Raw genomic sequence first — 19,272 nt, 5'->3', positions numbered from 1 at the left:
TCTATGGGCGCTGTGTTTCGGAGTGCTGTATTTCGTTCGTGCCCGGCAGCTGCCGGGCATTTGCCAGGTCGAGGCGGGCAAAACCGCTCGTCGAATAGGCAGCACCATCGCGCAGAACCGAAACGGTGAAGCGCACGGCGGCGGGCAGGCGCCGCGGCGCATTCCAGCTCGGCAACCACGATGAACCTGTCACCGAACCGTCGAGATATTCGAATCGTATGGCGCTCACACCGCCGATCAGCCGCACCGGCTGGCTCTGCGTCGACGCGCCGGGTCCGCTGCCGCGCCGTGTTTTCTGGACTATGGCCAGTGCACTTCCGCCAAGCGAAACGGCAATTTCGCGTAGTGCGGAGGATTTAAAGCCGATCGCCTGAACGGCGTTGAACTCGATCCGGGCACCATCGCCGTCGAGATAAAGCACCTGGTCCGGCGACGACTTCGACAAGGGCAAGGGCTCGGCATGGCTGATCGCCGTTTCCAGAAACCGCGATGCGGCATCGACCTCCATCTGGAATTCCGTTGCTTTTTCGATGCGCAGCATGGTTCGAGCCTGGCCGAGGAAGACCATCATCAGCGATGTGATCACGCCGATCAGGGCCAGACCGACCAACACGTCGATCAGCGCAAATCCCTCGACTGATGCCGATGATCGCCTTGATGATCTGGCGTCGGGCAGGGGGATGCCTGAACGACGCTCCGGCCGGCAGACGGCGCGGATTTTCGAGCGAGCGCGGGAAAACAGGCCGCTCATTGAGCACCGGGCTCCTGCACCGGCACGAAGGTTAGAAACGGCCTACCTGGAAACGCTCCGCCCGTCTTTTCTATGAGCACAGCCGTCACCTTGGCCTTCGACATTTCTATCGTGCGCGTCTTCAGGGTCCAGCCGTTTGGCGCCGTGGTTTGTGTCCGGGCCTCGTAGTCGGCCAGCATCACCCGGACGGTCCTGGCGGCTTCGACCTGGCGCTTGGCCGCGGCGATGCTGCGGCTCGCCAGAACGATCGACTGGCTGGCGATGCCAAGGACAAGCGCCAGGATGGTCATGGCGACAATCATCTCCAGGATCGAAAATCCGTCTTCGGAGGTGGGTTGGGACGATGGCGCCGTCATGGCAGCGCGCGCCAGGTTGAAAGCCCTGTAAGCCAGTTGACGGCGATGCGCGCGGTCCGCCCTTTTCGCTGCAGGGAGATATCCATGCCGGAAGCGCTGCCATCGGGAAGGAAGGTCAAGACTGTCTGCCGGTCGGCGATGACGGTCTCCTGGCCAGTGGTCACGGTCATTTTGACATCGTCCGGCAGCGTGAGCGTGTCCCGCTCGCCAAAACGGAAGGCGCGGGCGCCGAGATCGACGAGAACCTGCTTGGGCCTGGCAGTGGCGATCGCCGATGTGCGCGACAGGCGCAGCCGCATGGTGATCTCGCCGGCCAGTGTCTCCAGATTCTTGGTGCGATAATTGCTGACCAGCCCTGGCGCGGCGATGGCCGCGACGAGGGCCATGATCGCCAGCACGACCAGCATCTCGACCAGGGTAAATCCGGCCGTTGCGTTCGCCTGTGCGTTGGCTTGCCGCGCTGTCATTGCAGCGCCAGATCGTTGATGCTGAGGATCGTGGTCATCACCGAAATGACCAGGCTACCGACGAGGAAACCGAGCGAAATCGTCAAAGCCGGGGTCAGCAGCTTCAGCACAGTGTCGATCCGTCGCGTCAGCGTCAGCTGCAGCATTTTCGCCGCCCGATCCAGGACCACCGGAAGGGCGTTGGCCTCTTCGCCGAGCGAGACCAGCGACATCGTCGCATTGTCGAAAATCCCTGCCTTGACGATCGCACCATGCAGGCGGGCGCCGTTGGCGACGGTTTCTTCGATCGCCGCAAATCTTGCCGCCAGCGAACTCTGCCTGGAAACATTGGCGGCCAGGCCAAGCGCCTCGGTCATCGCCACGCCATTGCCGAGCAGCAGCGCAAGCGTTTCCAGATAGCGCGCGATCACGGCATCCCTGACCAGCGCGCCGATCAGCGGGATCTTCAATAGCCAATGCGAGAGGCGTTTTCTCGCACCGGTGGATCGGGACAGAAAAAGCCAGGAAAGCAGGCCGAGGACCGCCGCCAGCGGGAAGACGAACGGATAGTCGCGGAACACCGTGCCGAATGCAGAAAGCATGGTCATGGTGAACGGCTTGGGAGCAGATGAGCCTTCGAAAATCGGTTCCAGCGCCGGTACCAGGACCGTCGCCAGAATGACCAGCGCCCCGCTCATCACCAGCAGCAGGAAGGCAGGATAGGCCAGAGCCTCGATAATTGCCGCACGGCGCTTGGCCGTTGCCTCATACGTGTCCGCCAGCCGCTGGCATATATAGGCCATCTTGCCGCTGCGCTCGCCGCTGGCGAGCAGGGCGGCAACGTCGGAGGTGATACCCGGCAGCCCGGCAAAGGCCTCGGCGATCGGCCGGCCGCCGGTTGTGAGATCGAGCACCGATTGCAGCTGTTGACGCCGCTGACCGTTGGCCTCGCCCGAAATGACCGCGCCCAAGGCGCGGTCGACGGTGAAACCGGCATTCAGAAGCACCGAAAGCTCGGAAAACAGACGGCTGAGATCGACCTTGCGGGTCAACGTCAGTGCGCTGCGCCCGGGCAAGCGAACCTGCTGTTTCTCGCCGTTCACCAGGGCAAGATGGTAGGAGCGGCGGCCCTGCTGCGCCAGTTTGCGCGCGGCATCCTGCTTGGTCGACGCATCGAGAATGCCGGTCTCGGTGCTGCCGTCGACGAGATAGGCGCGGTAGGCGAAGGCCGGCATCAGCCACTTCCCGCAAGATCGATGACACGCCGGACCTCGTCCATGGTGGTGACCTGCGATCGGGCAAGGGCGGTTGCGTGGACCGACATCGGCACGAGGTCGTCCTCGGCGGCAATTTTCCCGATCTCCATTTCGCCGGCGCCCTGGTCGATAAGCTCGGCGATGCGCGGCGACACCTGCAGCATTTCGTAGGTCACGGTGCGCCCGCTATAGCCGGAGCCGTTGCAGGTGCGGCAGGCCGGGCCGGTTTGTTCGGCGCCATGGCAAGTCGGGCAGATACGGCGCAACAGCCTCTGTGCGATGACGCCCCGGATCGTCGCGCCGAGCAGATAGCCGTCGATGCCCATGTCGCGAAGCCGCGTCAGTGCGCCCGCGGCACTGTTGGTGTGAAGTGTCGAAAACACCAGATGGCCGGTGAGCGCCGCCTGGACCGCGACCTGCGCCGTCTCGCGATCGCGAATTTCACCGAGCAGGATGATATCGGGATCCTGGCGCAGGATCGAACGCAGCGCAGCCGCGAAATCAAGGTCGATCGCCGGATTGACCTGCAGCTGGGTGATGCCCGCCATACGGTATTCGACCGGGTCCTCGACGGTGAAGATCTTGACGTCCGGACGCGAACGCTCGGCGAGGATCGAATAGAGTGTCGTCGTCTTGCCGCTGCCGGTCGGCCCGGTGATCAGCACGATGCCGTTGGCGGCTTGCGACATGGAGCGGATCTTGGCCTGCGCGGCGCCGTCGAAACCCAGTTTCTCCAACTTCAGTTCGACGCCGGCACGGTCGAGAATTCGAAGCACGATGGCTTCGCCGTGAATCGACGGAATAACCGAGACGCGCAGGTCGACGTCGCGCCCGCGCACGGCGATGCGCATGCGTCCGTCCTGCGGCAGCCGCCGTTCGGCAATGTTGAGCCGCGACAGGATCTTGATGCGGGTGGAAATGCCCGACAGCATGGCAATCGATGCGGTGTCGACGGTCGACAGCATGCCGTCGTGCCGGAAGCGGATGCGGACGTGATCCTCGAGCGGCTCGATATGAATGTCGGTGGCCCTTGCATCGACAGCCTTGTGGATGGTCTCGGCGACGAAGCGGACGATCGGCGCTTCGCGGGCAAAATCCTTCAACCGCTCGAGGTCGTCGGGGCCGAAATCCAGGGTCTCGCCACCGCCGCCGTTTGAAACCGCCACCAGGGCCGACTGCTCGATGCGATCGATGCATTCGGTGATCATGCGCCTCGGCAAGATGCGCAACGCCAGCGTCCGCTCATAGTGAAAGGCAAGCGCGTCCATGGTTGCCGACGAGAAGGGATCGGCGACGGCGACCACCAGCCGCTCGCCGTCCATCTGCAGCGGCAGAATGGCATTTTCGCGCAGATAGGCGAGCGGCACGCTTGCCAGCATTTCGGGGCTGACCTGTTCGGGGATCTCGACCGGCGTCGGCGCCTGGAGGTAGCGGCTGAGGCTGTTGGCAAGCTCCTGCTCGCCGATCAGCCCGAGTTCGGTCATCACCGTATCGAATGGGTGTCCTGATGTTCGCGATGCTCCCAATGCGCGTTGGGCCGCGTGCGCAGTCAGCACCTTCTCGCCTTCGAGAAAGGCCAGAAACGCCTCGATCCCCTGGGGCTGGACGGGGGCGTTCATGAGCTCCATCCCTGCAGGAGCTGTGCGGCCTCGGTGCCGAAAAGCACCTCGCAGCCGGCACTGCCGGCGTCTGCAGGCAATGTGCCGGCGTCACGCGCCGGGCTTCGCGAGACGCGCCGGAACGCCGTGTCGCTCACCGGAGATTTCTCGATGATGAACCCGGCCTGACCCGTGATGCCGGATCCGTCGCGTGTGACGGCCACGTCGATCGTGTAGGCCGAAGCCTCGGCAGCCTGAACAAGCGCGGCGCTGGAACCAGTGGCAAGGGCCGCGCGAAGACGGTTCGGTGCACGATCGGCGCTGATCGTGCCGCGCTTCGAGTTGACCGTGAAGGCGGCATGGAGGGCCTGCAGGGGCACTGACGCAAGGGCAGCGAACTCCTGCAGTTCGGATACCGATTCGAACGGCGCCTGCTTGTCTTGCGGCGACCCGACGGCGCTTCTTGGCCCGGGCTTGCCGGCAAACAGCTTGGCATTGTCACGAAACCGGAGCGCGGCCTCGGCCAGCGCCTGCGACGCCTGCTGCTCGAAGCCAAGCGATGCGAAACCAAGCGCCAGCAAATTGTCGTCGGCGGCATTGAGATCGATCAGCCCGCCATGATCCTGGACGCGCACATCGAAGCTGAACGCACCCGACCGGCACGCCGCCGGTGTGGAATCCAGCGCGAACGTCTTTGTCCCCGAGCCGCCGGTCAATTCGCTCGCAACAAGATTGCCCAGGCCCTCGGCAAGCAGCGACAGGCGCTCCTGTTCTACCTCGTTGTTGGCGATCATCAGCCGCGTTTTGGCCGTCACGGCGAAGGGCACGACGATTGCCGAGACGATCAGCATGAACACCAGCACGGCGACCAGCGAAAAGCCGCTATTTGGGCTTTCGTTGCCTGCGCTTGCGCCGTCGCGAGGTGTGCGGCCGCTCATAATTCCGGGACCGGGGATGGCGGAGGGGGCGGTGGTGGTGGCGGGTGGTTCTCCCATGGCGGATAAAGCAGGATGTGCGCCACCTTGCCGTCCCGCTCGAGCACGGCCTGATCCTTGTCGATCGCCGACACCTTCCAGCCATCGACGGTCTCGCCATTGCCATACCAGACAGCAGCATCGCTGCCCGCGACGCGCAGCAGCGCCTTTGCCGCTCCGCCGTTTCTGCTGATGCCCAGCAGCGATGGCGCAACGGCCGGTGCGGCTTCGGGCCGTGGCGCCGGCTGCTCGGCCGGTGCGACGGCTATTTCCACCGGCTGCGGCGGGACTGGCGGCGGCACGATTTTCCTGCGCGTCGGTGTGAACAGCGGACGCTGGAACGTCTCGCTGAAATCGCCGGCCTCGGGAAACTGCAGCGATCCCGCCGCTGATGCCAACGCGCCGTCATGCCCTTTCCCGGAGGCGACCGGCGTGATGTCCACCGGCGTGCCGTAGAGCGCGACATTGACCAGGATGAGGCCCGCGATCATGGCCGCAATCGCCAGGCCGGTGACTTTCAGGGTCATGGCTTGACCCCACTGGCCGCCGATGCGCCTTGCGTTTGCAGCGGGCCGTAAAACAAGATCTCGGCAAAGATCTCGGGATCGCCGCTGCGCCCGGCGGCCGGTCCGACATCGGTCGTGCGTACGGTGGCCTCGCGAATGAACAGCACCGGAAGCGACGTTTCGATGGCGAGGACGGCGTTGTGAATGCCCTCGAGCGGCCCCGAAAGGTTGGCCCGCAGCCCGATGAAATCGACGCCGGCTTCGCTGAGCGCCGGTGCATTGCCGGCCGACAGCACGTTCACGCCATTGGCGGCGGCGATCGCGTTCAGGCGGGTCTGCAGCCCGCCGCGAATGATCGCTTCGCTCTCGCCGGTGAGAAATTCGGGATTTGCTGCCACTGCCGGACTGGCGGCGCTATCGAGGCGCTTGGCCAGTGCCGCCACGCTCTGCAACTGGCCGAGAAGCTCGCGCTTCTCCTCGATCCCGGCCTGTGCCGAGGCGACACTGTCGAGCGCCGCGAACACCACCCAGGCGAGGACGCCAGCCGATACCGCCGCGATGCCCAGCGCGATCAGGCGGCGAACCAGCGGGCTGGTGTTGAGGATGGCGGAGAGCATCGTCAGAGCGCTCCGATCTTTGCCGTAATGGTGAAGTGTTCGCCCTCCTGGCCGGGAACCTTGACCACGGGCGAGGCGAATTCGGGCGCCGAAAACAACGGTGAGGCGTCGAGCGGCTGGATCAGCTCGGCGGCGGAGGCCGAAAAGCCTGTGATGGTCAGGTCGTCGCCCTTGGCCGAAAGATCGGTCAGCCAGGTCGTGTCGGGAAGTAGGTGCGTCAGCTCGGCCCAGACGCGGACCAGCGACGCCGTGGTCTTCTTTTCTTGACGGATATTTTCGATCTGCTCAATGCCGGCCTGGCGCTTCTGCAGCGAGGTGCGTGCCGCCTTAGCCAGCACCTGCGCATCGGCGATCTGCGCGTCCAGTTCGGCACCCGCCTGCCAGCTGCGCCAATGCGCGTGAGCGAATGTGAAGAGCACGGCTCCGGCCAGCATCGAACAGGCCGCCATCCCTACGGTCCTGCCGCGCCGGTCGCGCGCGGTCAGCGGCCAGATGGCGGCGAGGCTGAGCGGATCGGCCTGCAGCATGCGGTCCGGCTGCGACAGCGACAGGCAGCGGACCGATCCGCCGGCCCGGCGGACAGCTTCCAACGCCGCAGCCAGCGTCTTCGCCTTGATGACATGGTAGAAGCAGTCCCGCTCAATTTGCCTGGCGAAGACGACATGCACCTGCGCCGGATCGATCGGCGTCGAGGCCAGAAGGTCGAGTTCAGCCATGTCCCGAGCCTGGCGAAGCGGCAGCCGCCGCGCCGCCAGTTGCCGGGTCAGGAACAGCCCGGGCTCAATGCGGATATCGAAGGTCGGCCGCTTGCGCCGAGGCCCGCCCTGGAGAAGTGCCAGAACCTCGTCGGAAGAAGCGGTGAGCGCCAACGGGATCGATTGGAACTCCGGTGCATTGGCCTCGCGGGCGCGAATGCCGTCATCCGCCAGGCTGACGACCCAATCGCGGGGGGAAGATTGCTTTTGCCTGGGAACAATCCGCGTCCAGACCCCTCGCAGCTCATCGAGCCACCAGTCTAGGAAATCCAGAACCTGCGCGTTGAGTGTCGCCACAACCAGCCGCCCGCCACCCCGGCTGATTCTCGGCCGAAGTTTTCAGACGTAAGACTACTACAAAAGCCGATGGCGCAGGCGCGGGAGGCTGATTAGCCACAACTTTTGCTAATTACGGCGAGAGTGCACTACGGTCGATGCTCTCGGCCTTGTGCGTCGAATGCGACGGCCGGGCGACCAAGGTAAAAAGTGCACTGTCACTATGATTCTTCGTCGTCCGTCGGCCTAGCGAGCCCACGGCAGGTAGGAAGCCGCCGGCGGCGCGATACGCGGCTGTCATTGCGGGAGGATTATGGGCGATTGCGTGAGCCGCCGGCGTCATCGTCGACAGCAAGCTGCGCTTTCTCTTTGCGCGAAGCGATGTCCGGCCGTCCAAAGAGCATGGTGTACATGACATCATCGCGAAGCAGGGCGAAATGCACAAACCCAGCCAGGATGTGAACGCCGACGAATCCAAGCAGTATCCAGACCAGCTTTGCGTGGATGGACGCGAAAGCCCTTGTCGCGCCGACGGATGGCGCCAACGGGACAGGCAAGTTTCCGAAAAGCCGTGCGGGAGGCATGAAAGGCATTGGCCGGTAGCCCAGCCATCCCGTTATCAGGACGGCGAGAATCGTGACGTAGAGAAGCACATGGAAGAATGAAGTCGCAAACCGCATGAACCGTGAGGTTTGCCTGACAGGGGCCCGGATGAAGATGCGCCAGCAAAGCCTGAGGATGATGACGGCAAGGATCGTCACGCCGATCGACATGTGAAGCGGAAGCCAGCTCATCGTCGCCATACCCGGCCCGTCCATCGGTCCGAAGGCAATGGCGATTTGTGCCGCGAGCGCGATCACGGTTAGCCAATGCAGCAGACGAATGCCGAAATGCCAGCGCAAGCGAGGATTCTCTCTCACGTCTGAGGCCCGACGATTGTCAAATGCGCGCATGAGGGCGTGATGGTTTTGCCCTCTCCAACAGACCCAATTTCGCAAAAAATACGACGGTTCTTCACTAAGCCATTGAAAAGCATGGTGATCCCGACAGGAATCGAACCTGTGACCTACAGATTAGGAATCTGCCGCTCTATCCTACTGAGCTACGGGACCACGCGGCCCGACACATAGCCGCTTCGGATCGTTTCGCCAAGAGGCTGGCCGAACGCAATTCGGTCAGCCTCTTGGCGTTGAAGGTATCAGGCGGCCAGCGCGGTTTCCGCCAGTTTCACCCAGTAGCTCATGCCGTGCGGGATGACCTCGTCGTTGAAGTCGTAGGCCGGGTTGTGGAGACCGGCGGTGTCGCCATTGCCGATGAAGATGAAGGCGCCGGGGCGGGCTTCGAGCATATAGGAGAAATCCTCGCCGCCCATCACCGGCTGGATGCCGCGGTGGACATGGGCGTCGCCGGCGACACCGATCGCGATATCGCTGGCAAATACCGTTTCTTCCGCGTGGTTGAAGGTCACAGGGTAATTTGCCTGGTAATCGACCTCGATCTTGGCGCCGAAGGCGGTCGCCAGTCCTTCACAGATGGTGCGGATGCGCTCTTCGGACTTCTTGGCGATTTCCTTGCGCAAGGTGCGCACGGTGCCGGCGATTTCCGCCGTTTCCGGGATGATGTTGTATGCGTCACCGGCATGGAACTTGGTCACCGACACCACCACGGCCTCGACCGGGTCGGTGCTGCGCGAGGCGATCGTCTGCAAGGCGCCGACCAGCTGGCTGGTGATGACGATCGGATCGATCGTGCCGTGCGGCATCGCCGCATGGCCGCCCTTGCCGCGCACGGTGATGGTGAATTCGGCCGTCGCCGCCATGATCGGGCCCGGGCGGATGGCGAACTGCCCGACAGGCAGGCCCGGCATGTTGTGCATGCCGAACACTTTGGAAATGTCGAAACGCTCCATCATGCCGTCCTTGACCATCTCGTTGCCGCCGCCGCCGCCTTCCTCCGCAGGCTGGAAGATCACCGCCACCGAACCCGTGAAGTTGCGGGTCTCGGCGAGATATTTCGCGGCACCAAGCAGCATCGCCGTGTGGCCGTCATGGCCGCAGGCATGCATTTTGCCGGGAATGGTCGAGGCATAGGGCTTGCCTGATATCTCGTTGAGCGGCAGCGCGTCCATGTCGGCGCGCAGGCCGATGGTGGGGCCTTGGCCCTGGCGGCCGCGGATGATGCCAACCACGCCGGTCTTGCCGAGGCCGGTCACCACGTCGTCGCAACCGAAGGCTTTCAGCTTCTCGGTGACGAAGGCGGCGGTTTTGAAGACGTCGAAGTTGAGTTCTGGCGTCTGGTGCAGATGCTGGCGCCAGCCGGCAACTTCGTCCTGCATTTCGGCGGCACGGTTCAGGATTGGCATGATGGTTCCATCTCGCTGTTGGGACAGGCGGGTTTTGGCCGCTGCCTTGCAATTGTGATCGCCAGGCACTTTGCCATCTTGGCGTCACATAGGGTAAATAGCACCGCATCGATGCGGTCCGGTTTTTGAGGGTCGGACCTATCATGCTGGCGATCGCGTAACGAAATCTTACGGAGCCAGGGGCGACTACGGCAAGAGGCGATTTCGGATTTGATCATGCGGCACAGGCATTTCCTCAAACTATTCTCGGCTGGCACAATCGCGCTGTCGGTCCTGGCCGGGCCGGCGCTGGCCAATCCGGTGGTCGTGTTCGATCTCGGCAGCGGCAAGATCCTGCAGCATCAGGATGCATTCAAGCGCTGGTATCCGGCGTCGTTGAGCAAGCTGATGACCGCTTATGTGACCTTTCGAGCGATCGCGGCCGGCGAAGTTCAGCTTGATTCGCCGATCAAGGTGACGAAACACTCCGCTTCCGAGCCGCCAAGCAAGATGGGCTTCAAGCCGGGCTCGGTGATGCGGCTCGACAATGCGCTGAAGATGATGCTGGTCAAATCGGCCAACGACATCGCCATGGCCGTCGGCGAGAACGTCGGCGGCTCGCAGGCAGCCTTTGCCGAACGGATGAATGCCGAGGCGACCCGGCTCGGTATGAACGGCACGCATTTCGTCAATCCGAACGGACTCTATTCGCCGGATCAATACACGACGGCGCGCGACCTCGCCGTCCTGGTGATGGCGATCCGGCGGGAATTTCCGCAATATGCGCCGTGGTTTTCGATCGAAGGTCTTGCCGTCGGCAAGAAGGCTATTCCCAACTACAATCTGCTGATCGGCCGCTATCCCGGCGCCGACGGCATGAAGACCGGCTTTGTCTGTCCCTCCGGCTTCAACATGATCGGTTCGGCGACCCGCAACGGGCGCACGCTGGTCGCGGTGGTGCTTGGCGAGAAGTCGGCGGTCACCCGTGCCGAGACCGCCGCGAAACTGCTCGATCAGGGTTTCGACACGCCTGCCGCCGGCTCGGCCACCGTCACCACGCTGGCGCCCTATGGCGACACGGTCTCGCCCAACGACATGCATGACGAGGTCTGCAAGAAGAAGGCGCCGCAGGAACAGTCCGAAGCGCCGCCGGTTGTTGCCAAGGACGTGCCGAAATCGCCCTATCAGAAAAAGCTCGACCATGTGCCGACGCTGGTTGCCGTCGGCCTTGGCGGCGCCACCGGTCCGGCGCCGAAGGCCGTCCTCGACCAAGGCGGACAGGACTATGCCGACGTGCCGATCCCGAGCTGGCGGCCCGATAGGCCGGCACCGGCCGGCACGGGTCCGAAGATTGCCGGCTCCGCCGCGCAGGGCGACCAGCCGGCCAAGGTTGCGAATTAGAGCATGATCCCGAAAAGTGGAGACCGGTTTTCGGAAAAGGTCATGCTCAAGCAGACAGATAGAACTCAATGAGCGGCTTCCCGATCCCCGTCTCGGTGCTTACCGGTTTTCTCGGCGCCGGCAAGACGACGCTGCTCAACCGGCTGTTGAAGGATCCGGCGCTGGCCGATACGGCGGTCATCATCAACGAGTTCGGCGAGGTGGCGATCGACCATCTGCTGGTCGAGCAGTCTTCCGACGGCATCATCCAGCTTTCCGACGGCTGCCTGTGCTGCACTGTGCGCGGCGAACTGGTCGACACGCTGGCCGACCTGGTCGACCGGCTGCAGACCGGCCGCATCGCCCGGCTCGCCCGTGTCATCGTCGAGACCACGGGACTGGCCGATCCGGCGCCGGTGCTGCAGTCGGTCATGGCGCATCCCGCACTCGTCCAGGCTTTCCGGCTCGATGGCGTCATTACTTTGGTCGACGCCGTGAACGGGGAGGCGACGCTCGATGCCCATGTCGAGGCGGTCAAGCAGGTTGCCGTCGCCGACCGTATCGTGCTCAGCAAGGCAGACCTGGTCACCGACCCCAGCGAACTGGAAACGCTGCGGGCGCGACTGCGGCAGATCAATCCGGGCGCCGAGCTGCTCGATGCCACCGACACCGGGACAGGCGTGGCGGCGCTGTTCGACTGCGGCCTTTACAATCCCGCCACCAAAGCCGCTGATGTGCGGCGCTGGCTTCGCGAGGAAGCAGCGCACGATCACGACCACCATCATCACGACCACCATCATCATGACCACGATCATCAAGATGACCATGACCACGGCCATCGCCACGATTCGCGGGTGCGCTCCCATTCGCTGGTGCATGACGGCCCGGTGCCGTTTTCGGCCATCGAGATGTTTCTCGACCTGTTGCGTTCGACGCATGGTGAGCGCCTGCTGCGCATGAAGGGCATCATCGAACTCAGGGAAGACCCATCGCGGCCGCTGGTGATCCATGGCGTGCAGAAAATCCTGCATCCGCCGGTGCAATTGCCGGCCTGGCCCGATGGCCAGCGTGGCACACGGCTGGTTCTGATCACGCTCGATATGCCGGAAGACTATATCCGCCGGCTGTTCGCCGCCTTCACCAACCGGCCGTCGATCGATACGCCCGACCGCGCGGCGCTGGAAAACAATCCGCTGGCGATTGCTGGACGGTAAGCTCTACGATCGCTGTTCGCCGCGCTCGACCAGGAAGCGATGGCCACCGACGACAGCCGCCGTTTCGATGAGATTGTGGCCGCTGTCGGAGCAGAATGCCGGAATGTCGATGACGGCGAGCGGATCGGTGGTTTCAAGCCAGAGGCGGCTGCCCGGTTGCATGCCGGCAAGGCGCTTCTTGGCCTTGAGCACGGGCAAGGGGCAGTTCAGTCCCTTGAGGTCATAGACAGCGGCGCGATCAGTCACGGTGAAAATCAGCCGCCGAACATGCCGAGTAGCTTGTTCTTCAGCTTTGTCACCCGGCTCTCGTCGGCACTCGCGGCTTGCGTTTCTGCCACTGGCGCGGCTTCGGAAGGGGCTGCGATGGTCGCGGTGGCGACAGGGGCTTCCTTGGCAGCCTTCTCGGCCTCTTTTTCAGCCAGAGCCTGAGCCTTGGCGGCTTCCTTGGCCTGCTTGGCCGCCTCTATGGCAGCCAGCCTCTGCTCCTCGGCCTTCTGCTTGGCGGCCTTTTCGGCGTCGAGGGCGGCCATCTTGCGGCCGGCAGGCGAATCGATGCGGCCCATGCGCGCCGTCTCGGTGACCGAGCCGTCGTTGTTGAGCGACGGCGGGTCGATCGGCACGCGCTCACCGCGGGCGCGGCGCTTGGACCAGTCGGAGACGATGCTGGCTTCCTTGATGCCTGCGATGGTCGGCTTGGGCGCCGGTACGCTGGCCTTGACCGCGCCGTTGAACGCCGCGTCGTAGGTGCTCATGTAGGAGTTGTAGGCGCTTTTCAGCGAATCAGGTTGCGTCGTCGCCGGGCAGGCGCCGGTCGGATCGAATGTTTCGCCGTCGGCGGCAGCCTGGTTGAAAACATAGCGCTTTTCGCAGACGTCGACCTTCGGCGGCACCTTGGTGATCTCGAAATTGTCGTAGCCGACCTTCAGCATCTTCCAGAAGTCGTAGTTCGGGTCGTTGCGGTAGCGCGCCATGTTGGCGGCGGTCATGCGGAACGGAAACGCCTGGATCTGGAACTCGGTCTGGCCGCCCTGGAAGGCATCGCGGCCAAAGGCATAGATCTGCTCGATCTGAGCGTCGGTCATCGAATAGCAGCCCGACGACGAACAGGCGCCATGCACCATCAAGTTGGAGCCGGTGCGGCCATTGGCGCGGTCATAGGCGTTGGGATAGCCGATGTTGAAGGACAGATGGTAGTTCGAGCGCGGGTTCATCTGCGCCGGACGCACCGTGTAGAAGCCTTCCGGCGCCTGGCGGTCGCCTTCGGTGTATTTCGGTCCGAGCTTGCCCGACCATTTGCAGATGTCGTAGCTGGCGACCATGTCATAGCGGCCGTTGGTCTTGGCCTTCCAGATTTCGAGCTTGCCTTCTTCCTTGAAGATGCGGGCCATCACCGACGAGGTGCGGACCATGCCCTTGGCCCTCATGTCGGCGAGGATCTTGTCGGGCAGCGGCTTGTTGGCTTCCGGGGCAAAATCCTTCATCGACGAATTGTTGCACCCGGCCACGCCGAGCGCGGCTATCAGCATTCCGGTACGGGCAAGCTTGGCGAACATGGCTACGGGTATCGTCTTTTCTCTGGCGCCAGGGCGTTCGCGCCCAGGCTACTGCACTGCACATCGACGGACCCTAAGCCCGTTAACCCTAACAAATTCCTTACCGCAAGTGTCGACGCGTCCCCTGACGGCAGTCCCATTGAGCCGAAAGCAGCGGCATTTTTGTGGCAAAAATGCTCCGTGCCGCCACATTGTGGCGAGCAAGGCTGCCTGCGATCAGAGACTGCGGCCCATTGCCAGGTATTTCTCGCGGCGCTGCTCGCGGAAATCGATGTTGGCGCCGGCAAAATCCTTCATCGTCCTGGCGATGAGGTCGCCGGTCGCGGCGATCACGGTTTCGGCGCCACGATGCGCGCCGCCGAGCGGCTCGGGAATGATGGCGTCGATGATCTTCAGCTCAAAAAGATCCTGGGCGGTGATCTTCATGTTGGTCGCCGCGTCCTTCGATCGTGTGGTGTCGCGCCACAGGATCGAGGCCGCGCCCTCCGGCGAAATCACCGAATAGATGGAGTGTTCGAGCATGTAGACGCGGTTGGCGGTGGCGATGGCGATGGCGCCGCCCGAGCCGCCTTCGCCGATGACCACCGAGATCGACGGCACCTTGAGGCCAAGGCATGCGGAGGTCGAACGGGCAATGGCTTCCGCCTGGCCGCGCTCCTCGGCGCCGACACCGGGATAGGCGCCGGCGGTGTCGACCAGCGTCAGCAGCGGGATATTGAAGCGGTCGGCGAGTTCCATCAGCCGTACCGCCTTGCGGTAGCCTTCCGGCCGCACCGAGCCGAAATTGTGCTTCAGGCGGCTGGTCGTGTCGGAACCCTTTTCCTGGCCGAGGATGGCCACCGGCTCGCCGCGGAAGCGGGCGAAACCGCCGACGATCGCCTGATCCTCGCCGAAATTGCGGTCGCCGGCCAGCGGCGTGAAATCGTTGAACAGGCCCTTGATGTAGTCGACGCAATGCGGCCTGTCGGGATGGCGCGCCACCTGTACTTTCTGCCACGGCGTCAGCGCCTTGTAGGCGTCGCGCAGGGCGTCGCGGGAGCGCTTCTCGAGACGGCTGATCTCGTCGCCGACATCGACCGCCTCGCCATTCTCGGCGAGCTTCTTCAGCTCGAGGATCTTGCCCTCGAGGTCCTGCACCGGCTTTTCGAAATCGAGGTAATTATACATGCGTGAGCGGACCGATACATCGGAAGGCAATGGCTGACGGAACCCTTGAATCCAAAGCTCCGGGCGGTGAAACGTCGTCCTCACATAGCGATATGAGGCCTAGTCGGCAAGCGGATGATGATCGTTGACCAGCCGCACCAGCCGCTCTTCCAGCACATGGGTGTAAATCTGTGTCGTCGATATGTCGGCATGGCCGAGCAATTGCTGCACGGCCCTGAGATCGGCGCCGTTCTGCAGGAGATGGCTAGCGAAAGCATGGCGCAGCACATGCGGCGAGATCTTCGCCGAGGCGATGCCGGCCCTTGCCGCCAGCCCTTTCAGGTCGCGCGCGAAGACCTGGCGCGAGAGATAGCCGCTGTCCGAGGCGGCCGGAAACAGAAACGGACTGTCGGCAAGGGCTGGAACCTTGGCGCGGGCGGCAAGCCAGGTCTTCATCGCTATGCGCGCCTTGGCCGAGAGCGGCACCATGCGCTCCTTGTCGCCCTTGCCGCGCACCATGAAGAAGCGGTCGTCGCGCTGCGCCACGGTCACCGGCAAGCCGACCAGCTCGGAAACGCGCAGGCCGGTGGCATAAAGCACCTCGACCAGCGCATGCAGGCGCAGCGCCGCCAGCCACTCACCGTCGCCGAGCCCTGAATCGCCGGCCTCGAGTGCTGCGCGGTCGATTAGCCGGCCGGTGTCGGCCTCGCTCATCGTCTTGGGCAGCGGGCGGCCTTTCTTCGGGCTGTCCAACGTGCCGGTCGGGTCATCGCCGCGCAGGCCTTCGGCGTAGAGGAATTTGAAGAACTGGCGGATCGCTGACAATTTGCGCGCCTGCGACGTGGCGGCAAAGCCGCGTGCGGCGACGTCGTCGAGATAGGCGCGGATATCGGCGGCTGCCGCACCAGCGAGCCCGCCATCGATCTCGCCAGAGGCGTCTTCGAGGTCACGGCGGTAGGAGGAAAGCGTGTTTTCGGCGGCACCCCGTTCGGCGCTCATCATTTCCAGGAAGGCTTCGATGCGAGCGGCGCTGTTCATTCAACTTTTCTTGGGGTTGAGCTTTTCCGGAGGGATGCGCACGCTCATTTCCCCCTTCTTGGGCTCCACGAACATCACCAGCGCGAACATCGTACCATAGGCAATGCCAGCCAGAATCGCTGCTATCACGACAAAGCGAAACAGTGTCGGCATTAATTTTCGCCCGTTTTCTTGTTCTGCGTTTCCAAACCCTGTCCCCTTATGGGACGCCAATCCGGCCAATTCAAGGAAGAAGCTGAGGCCTGTCAGCAACTTCCGGTGCAGACCCTGCCAGCCCATATCGGGCTCAAGGTGCTTGCCATGCTTGACGCAAACGGGCTTTTCATGTCGATACGCCGGCAAAGAGGGCCCTCGAAACATCCGATGAACGCGCTGCCAGCAAATCCTCCAGACGAGACCCACGCCGCGCTGCTTGGCGGGCTCGGCAGCCGTTCCATCGTTTTTGTCGGGCTGATGGGCGCCGGCAAGACGGCGATCGGCCGCAAGGTGGCGACGATGCTGGCGCTGCCTTTCATCGACAGCGACCAGGAGATCGAAAGCGTCTCGCGCATGACCGTTCCGGAGCTGTTCGAGCGTTATGGCGAGACCGAATTCAGGGCGCTGGAGCAGCGCGTCATCCTGCGGGTGCTGGAAAACGGCCCACAAGTGCTGTCGACGGGCGGCGGTGCCTTCATGAACGCGCAGACGCGCGAGGCGATCGCCTCGCACGGCGTGTCGGTGTGGCTGAAGGCCGAGCTCGACCTTCTGATGGATCGCGTCTCCAAGAAGCAGAACCGGCCGCTGTTGAAAAGTGCCGACCCCCGCGCCGTGCTGGAGCGGCTGATGAGCGAGCGCTATCCGGTCTACGCGACATCCGACGTCACCGTGCCCACCCGCGACGACCGTAAGGAGGTTATCGCGGCCGAGGTGGTGGATGCGCTGTGCCGGCATTTCGGCATCGATGTGACCGCTGCGACAGGCGAGGTGCGATCGTGAGCGCGGATCAGCCAGTCACCGTCGAAGTGGGCCTTGGCGACCGGACCTACGACATCCTGATCGGCTCGGGGCTGCTATCACGCGCCGGTGCGGAGATTTCGCGCCGGCTGCCGGGTACCCGCGCCGCTGTGATCACCGACGCCAATGTCGCTTCAGCGCATCTCGATGCGCTGAAGGCCAGCCTCGAGACGGGCGGCATCCAGCCCGCTGTGATCACGCTGCCGCCCGGCGAGAAGACCAAGAGCTTTGCTCATCTCGAAGAGGTGGTAGACGGTGTGCTGGCAGCCAGGCTGGAACGCGGCGACATTGTCATCGCTTTTGGCGGCGGCGTTATCGGCGACCTTGCCGGCTTCGCCGCCGGCATCGTGCGGCGCGGCATGAATTTTGTGCAGATCCCGACCTCGCTGCTGGCGCAGGTCGATTCCTCGGTCGGCGGCAAGACCGGCATCAACAGCGCGCGCGGCAAGAACCTTGTCGGCGTCTTCCATCAGCCGAAGCTGGTGCTGGCCGACACCGGAGTGCTCGACACGCTGCCGATCCGCGAATTCCGCGCCGGCTATGCCGAGCTCGCCAAATACGGGCTTATCGACCGGCCGGAATTTTTCGCCTGGCTGGAAGAGAACTGGGGCCAGGTTTTTGCCGGTGGACCGGAGAGGGCGCAGGCCATTGCCGAAGCCTGCCGGGCCAAGGCCGACGTCGTTGCCCGCGACGAGTTCGAGACCGGCGACCGCGCGCTGCTCAATCTCGGCCACACGTTCGGTCACGCGCTGGAAGCCGCCACCCAATATGACGGAACCCGCCTTGTCCATGGCGAAGGCGTCGCTATCGGCATGGCGCTGGCGTACCGGTTCTCGTCGCGGCTCAACCTGGCCAGCCCCGACGATGCGGCGCGCGTCGAGGCGCATCTGCGCGCCGTCGGCCTGCCCTGGCGCATGGCCGATATCCCGGGCGCTCTGCCGGGCGCCGAGGCGCTGCTTGCCTTCATCACCCAGGACAAGAAGGTGTCGCGCGGTGCTCTGACCTTCATCCTGACGCGCGGCATCGGCCAAGCCGTCATCGCCAAGGATGTTCCGGCGTCGGAAGTGCTGTCGTTCCTGAAAGAGAACCATCCCAGCCAGCAGGAAAGCCGGCTGGGCCAGCAGAAGATGCGGCCGAAATGAACAACGAGACCGGCTGGATCGTCGTCGCTGTCCTTGCCATCCTCATCCTGCTGGTCGTTGCCGTGCGCACGCGCCTGCTTGCAGCTTTTGGTTATGAGCTGTCGCGCATCGAGCCGCAGCGCTCGACTCAGGACGAGCTGCGCGGCGCGGTCGACGATTTCCGCCGCGACGGCCAGATGGTGCGCGAGGATCGCGATCGTGTCGGCGGCCTGTTCGATCTCGCCGAGCTTGAAGTCTCCGACATCATGGTCCACCGCACCAACATGCGCTCGGTCAATGCCGACAATGCGCCGGAGGCGGTGGTGCGCGAGATCCTGCAGAGCCCGCACACCCGCATGCCGCTGTGGAAGGGATCGCTCGACAACATCGTCGGCGTGCTGCACGCCAAGGATCTGCTGCGCGCCTTGAACGAAGTCGGCAACGACTTCTCCAGGATCGACGTGATGAAGATTGCCTCGAAACCCTGGTTCGTGCCCGACACCACGACATTGCAGGAACAGCTCAACGCCTTCCTGCGCCGCAAGGCGCATTTCGCCGTCGTCGTCGACGAATATGGCGAGGTCGAAGGGCTGGTGACGCTGGAGGACATCATCGAGGAAATCGTCGGCGAGATCGCCGACGAGCATGATGTCGACATCCAGGGCGTCAAGCAGGAGGCCGACGGTTCCGTCGTCGTCGACGGCACGGTGCCGATCCGCGACCTGAACCGGGCGCTCGACTGGAACCTGCCGGATGAAGAGGCCACCACCATTGCCGGCCTCGTCATCCACGAGACGCAGTCGATCCCCGAGGAGAAGCAGGCTTTCACATTCCACGGCAAGCGCTTCACCGTCATGAAGCGCGACAAGAACCGGATTGCCAGGCTGAGGATCAGGCCAGCCGGCGACGCTTAAAACGCTGCGCACTTTTTGGCGCCATGAGACCAGCGCA

The 19,272-nt window shown here is 63.8% G+C and carries 21 protein-coding genes and 1 tRNA gene; 5 read left to right on the top strand and 17 right to left on the bottom strand.

The features are described from left to right. Position 1 precedes the first annotated feature (1 nt). The 12 genes from NKI38_RS16400 to NKI38_RS16345 form a co-directional block, all read right to left on the bottom strand. The gene (locus NKI38_RS16400) at positions 2–751 is read right to left on the bottom strand and encodes a PulJ/GspJ family protein (protein ID WP_352659235.1); all 750 of its coding nucleotides are present in this window, start codon (positions 749–751) and stop codon (positions 2–4) included. Further along, on the bottom strand, positions 748–1,107 hold the full coding sequence (locus NKI38_RS16395; RefSeq protein ID WP_352659233.1) for a PulJ/GspJ family protein: 360 nt from the start codon (positions 1,105–1,107) through the stop codon (positions 748–750). The genes NKI38_RS16400 and NKI38_RS16395 overlap by 4 nt, the downstream gene beginning before the upstream one ends. Continuing rightward, positions 1,104–1,574, bottom strand: a complete 471-nt coding sequence (locus NKI38_RS16390) for a GspH/FimT family pseudopilin (RefSeq protein ID WP_352659231.1) — start codon at positions 1,572–1,574, stop codon at positions 1,104–1,106. Before NKI38_RS16390 ends, NKI38_RS16395 begins: the two co-directional genes overlap by 4 nt. Next, complete coding sequence (locus tag NKI38_RS16385) at positions 1,571–2,788, bottom strand: type II secretion system F family protein (protein WP_352659229.1); 1,218 nt, start codon at positions 2,786–2,788, stop codon at positions 1,571–1,573. Before NKI38_RS16385 ends, NKI38_RS16390 begins: the two co-directional genes overlap by 4 nt. Next, complete coding sequence (locus NKI38_RS16380; RefSeq protein WP_352659227.1) at positions 2,788–4,428, bottom strand: GspE/PulE family protein; 1,641 nt, start codon at positions 4,426–4,428, stop codon at positions 2,788–2,790. Before NKI38_RS16380 ends, NKI38_RS16385 begins: the two co-directional genes overlap by 1 nt. Beyond that, complete coding sequence (locus NKI38_RS16375; RefSeq protein WP_352659225.1) at positions 4,425–5,345, bottom strand: hypothetical protein; 921 nt, start codon at positions 5,343–5,345, stop codon at positions 4,425–4,427. The genes NKI38_RS16380 and NKI38_RS16375 overlap by 4 nt, the downstream gene beginning before the upstream one ends. Next, positions 5,342–5,908 (bottom strand): hypothetical protein, encoded by a 567-nt coding sequence (locus NKI38_RS16370; RefSeq protein ID WP_352659223.1) that lies wholly within the window; start codon positions 5,906–5,908, stop codon positions 5,342–5,344. The genes NKI38_RS16375 and NKI38_RS16370 overlap by 4 nt, the downstream gene beginning before the upstream one ends. Beyond that, positions 5,905–6,504, bottom strand: coding sequence for a type II secretion system protein GspM (gene gspM / locus NKI38_RS16365; protein WP_352659221.1), 600 nt, complete (start codon positions 6,502–6,504; stop codon positions 5,905–5,907). The genes NKI38_RS16370 and gspM overlap by 4 nt, the downstream gene beginning before the upstream one ends. Before the next feature lie 2 nt (positions 6,505–6,506). Beyond that, positions 6,507–7,556, bottom strand: a complete 1,050-nt coding sequence (locus NKI38_RS16360; protein WP_352659219.1) for a PilN domain-containing protein — start codon at positions 7,554–7,556, stop codon at positions 6,507–6,509. 290 nt (positions 7,557–7,846) lie between these two features. Then, positions 7,847–8,533 carry a cytochrome b gene (locus NKI38_RS16355; RefSeq protein ID WP_352659217.1) on the bottom strand — a complete coding sequence of 229 codons (687 nt, stop codon included), beginning with the start codon at positions 8,531–8,533 and terminating at the stop codon, positions 7,847–7,849. A 37-nt stretch (positions 8,534–8,570) separates the two neighbouring features. Next, positions 8,571–8,647: transfer RNA gene (locus NKI38_RS16350), tRNA-Arg, on the bottom strand. Positions 8,648–8,733: 86 nt separating this feature from the next. Continuing rightward, complete coding sequence (locus tag NKI38_RS16345) at positions 8,734–9,897, bottom strand: M20 aminoacylase family protein (RefSeq protein WP_352635123.1); 1,164 nt, start codon at positions 9,895–9,897, stop codon at positions 8,734–8,736. Between the two features lie 216 nt (positions 9,898–10,113). Here NKI38_RS16345 and NKI38_RS16340 point away from each other — a divergent pair, with 216 nt between their 5' ends. Together NKI38_RS16340 and NKI38_RS16335 are read left to right on the top strand one after the other, a co-directional pair. Further along, positions 10,114–11,277 (top strand): D-alanyl-D-alanine carboxypeptidase family protein, encoded by a 1,164-nt coding sequence (locus tag NKI38_RS16340; RefSeq protein ID WP_352659215.1) that lies wholly within the window; start codon positions 10,114–10,116, stop codon positions 11,275–11,277. 68 nt (positions 11,278–11,345) lie between these two features. Next, the gene (locus NKI38_RS16335; RefSeq protein WP_352659213.1) at positions 11,346–12,470 is read left to right on the top strand and encodes a CobW family GTP-binding protein; all 1,125 of its coding nucleotides are present in this window, start codon (positions 11,346–11,348) and stop codon (positions 12,468–12,470) included. Between the two features lie 3 nt (positions 12,471–12,473). On the opposite strand, the gene NKI38_RS16330 is transcribed toward NKI38_RS16335, so the two are convergent. The 5 genes from NKI38_RS16330 to NKI38_RS16310 form a co-directional block, all read right to left on the bottom strand. Then, complete coding sequence (locus tag NKI38_RS16330) at positions 12,474–12,716, bottom strand: sulfurtransferase TusA family protein (protein ID WP_352659211.1); 243 nt, start codon at positions 12,714–12,716, stop codon at positions 12,474–12,476. 8 nt (positions 12,717–12,724) lie between these two features. Next, positions 12,725–14,023 (bottom strand): L,D-transpeptidase family protein, encoded by a 1,299-nt coding sequence (locus NKI38_RS16325; protein WP_352635115.1) that lies wholly within the window; start codon positions 14,021–14,023, stop codon positions 12,725–12,727. A 216-nt stretch (positions 14,024–14,239) separates the two neighbouring features. After that, on the bottom strand, positions 14,240–15,190 hold the full coding sequence (locus NKI38_RS16320; protein WP_352659209.1) for an acetyl-CoA carboxylase carboxyltransferase subunit alpha: 951 nt from the start codon (positions 15,188–15,190) through the stop codon (positions 14,240–14,242). A gap of 99 nt (positions 15,191–15,289) precedes the next feature. Continuing rightward, positions 15,290–16,207 carry a site-specific tyrosine recombinase XerD gene (locus tag NKI38_RS16315; RefSeq protein WP_352659207.1) on the bottom strand — a complete coding sequence of 306 codons (918 nt, stop codon included), beginning with the start codon at positions 16,205–16,207 and terminating at the stop codon, positions 15,290–15,292. Beyond that, entirely contained in the window at positions 16,208–16,360 is a 153-nt protein-coding gene (locus NKI38_RS16310; RefSeq protein WP_352635165.1) for a histidine kinase, read from the bottom strand. A 210-nt stretch (positions 16,361–16,570) separates the two neighbouring features. Here NKI38_RS16310 and NKI38_RS16305 point away from each other — a divergent pair, with 210 nt between their 5' ends. Genes NKI38_RS16305 through NKI38_RS16295 form a run of 3 tightly spaced genes read left to right on the top strand, consistent with a single transcriptional unit; the run spans position 16,571 to position 19,235 of the window. Beyond that, complete coding sequence (locus tag NKI38_RS16305) at positions 16,571–17,182, top strand: shikimate kinase (RefSeq protein ID WP_352659205.1); 612 nt, start codon at positions 16,571–16,573, stop codon at positions 17,180–17,182. Beyond that, positions 17,179–18,342 (top strand): 3-dehydroquinate synthase, encoded by a 1,164-nt coding sequence (gene aroB / locus NKI38_RS16300; RefSeq protein WP_352659203.1) that lies wholly within the window; start codon positions 17,179–17,181, stop codon positions 18,340–18,342. The genes NKI38_RS16305 and aroB overlap by 4 nt, the downstream gene beginning before the upstream one ends. Next, positions 18,339–19,235 carry an HlyC/CorC family transporter gene (locus tag NKI38_RS16295; RefSeq protein ID WP_352659201.1) on the top strand — a complete coding sequence of 299 codons (897 nt, stop codon included), beginning with the start codon at positions 18,339–18,341 and terminating at the stop codon, positions 19,233–19,235. Before aroB ends, NKI38_RS16295 begins: the two co-directional genes overlap by 4 nt. Positions 19,236–19,272: the final 37 nt, after the last annotated feature.

Origin of the sequence: Mesorhizobium sp. M0621 (assembly GCF_040320745.1) — a bacterium.
GTDB lineage: Bacteria > Pseudomonadota > Alphaproteobacteria > Rhizobiales > Rhizobiaceae > Mesorhizobium.
Note: the sequence above shows the minus strand (reverse complement) of the source record. Positions and strands in the feature narration are given on the sequence as shown.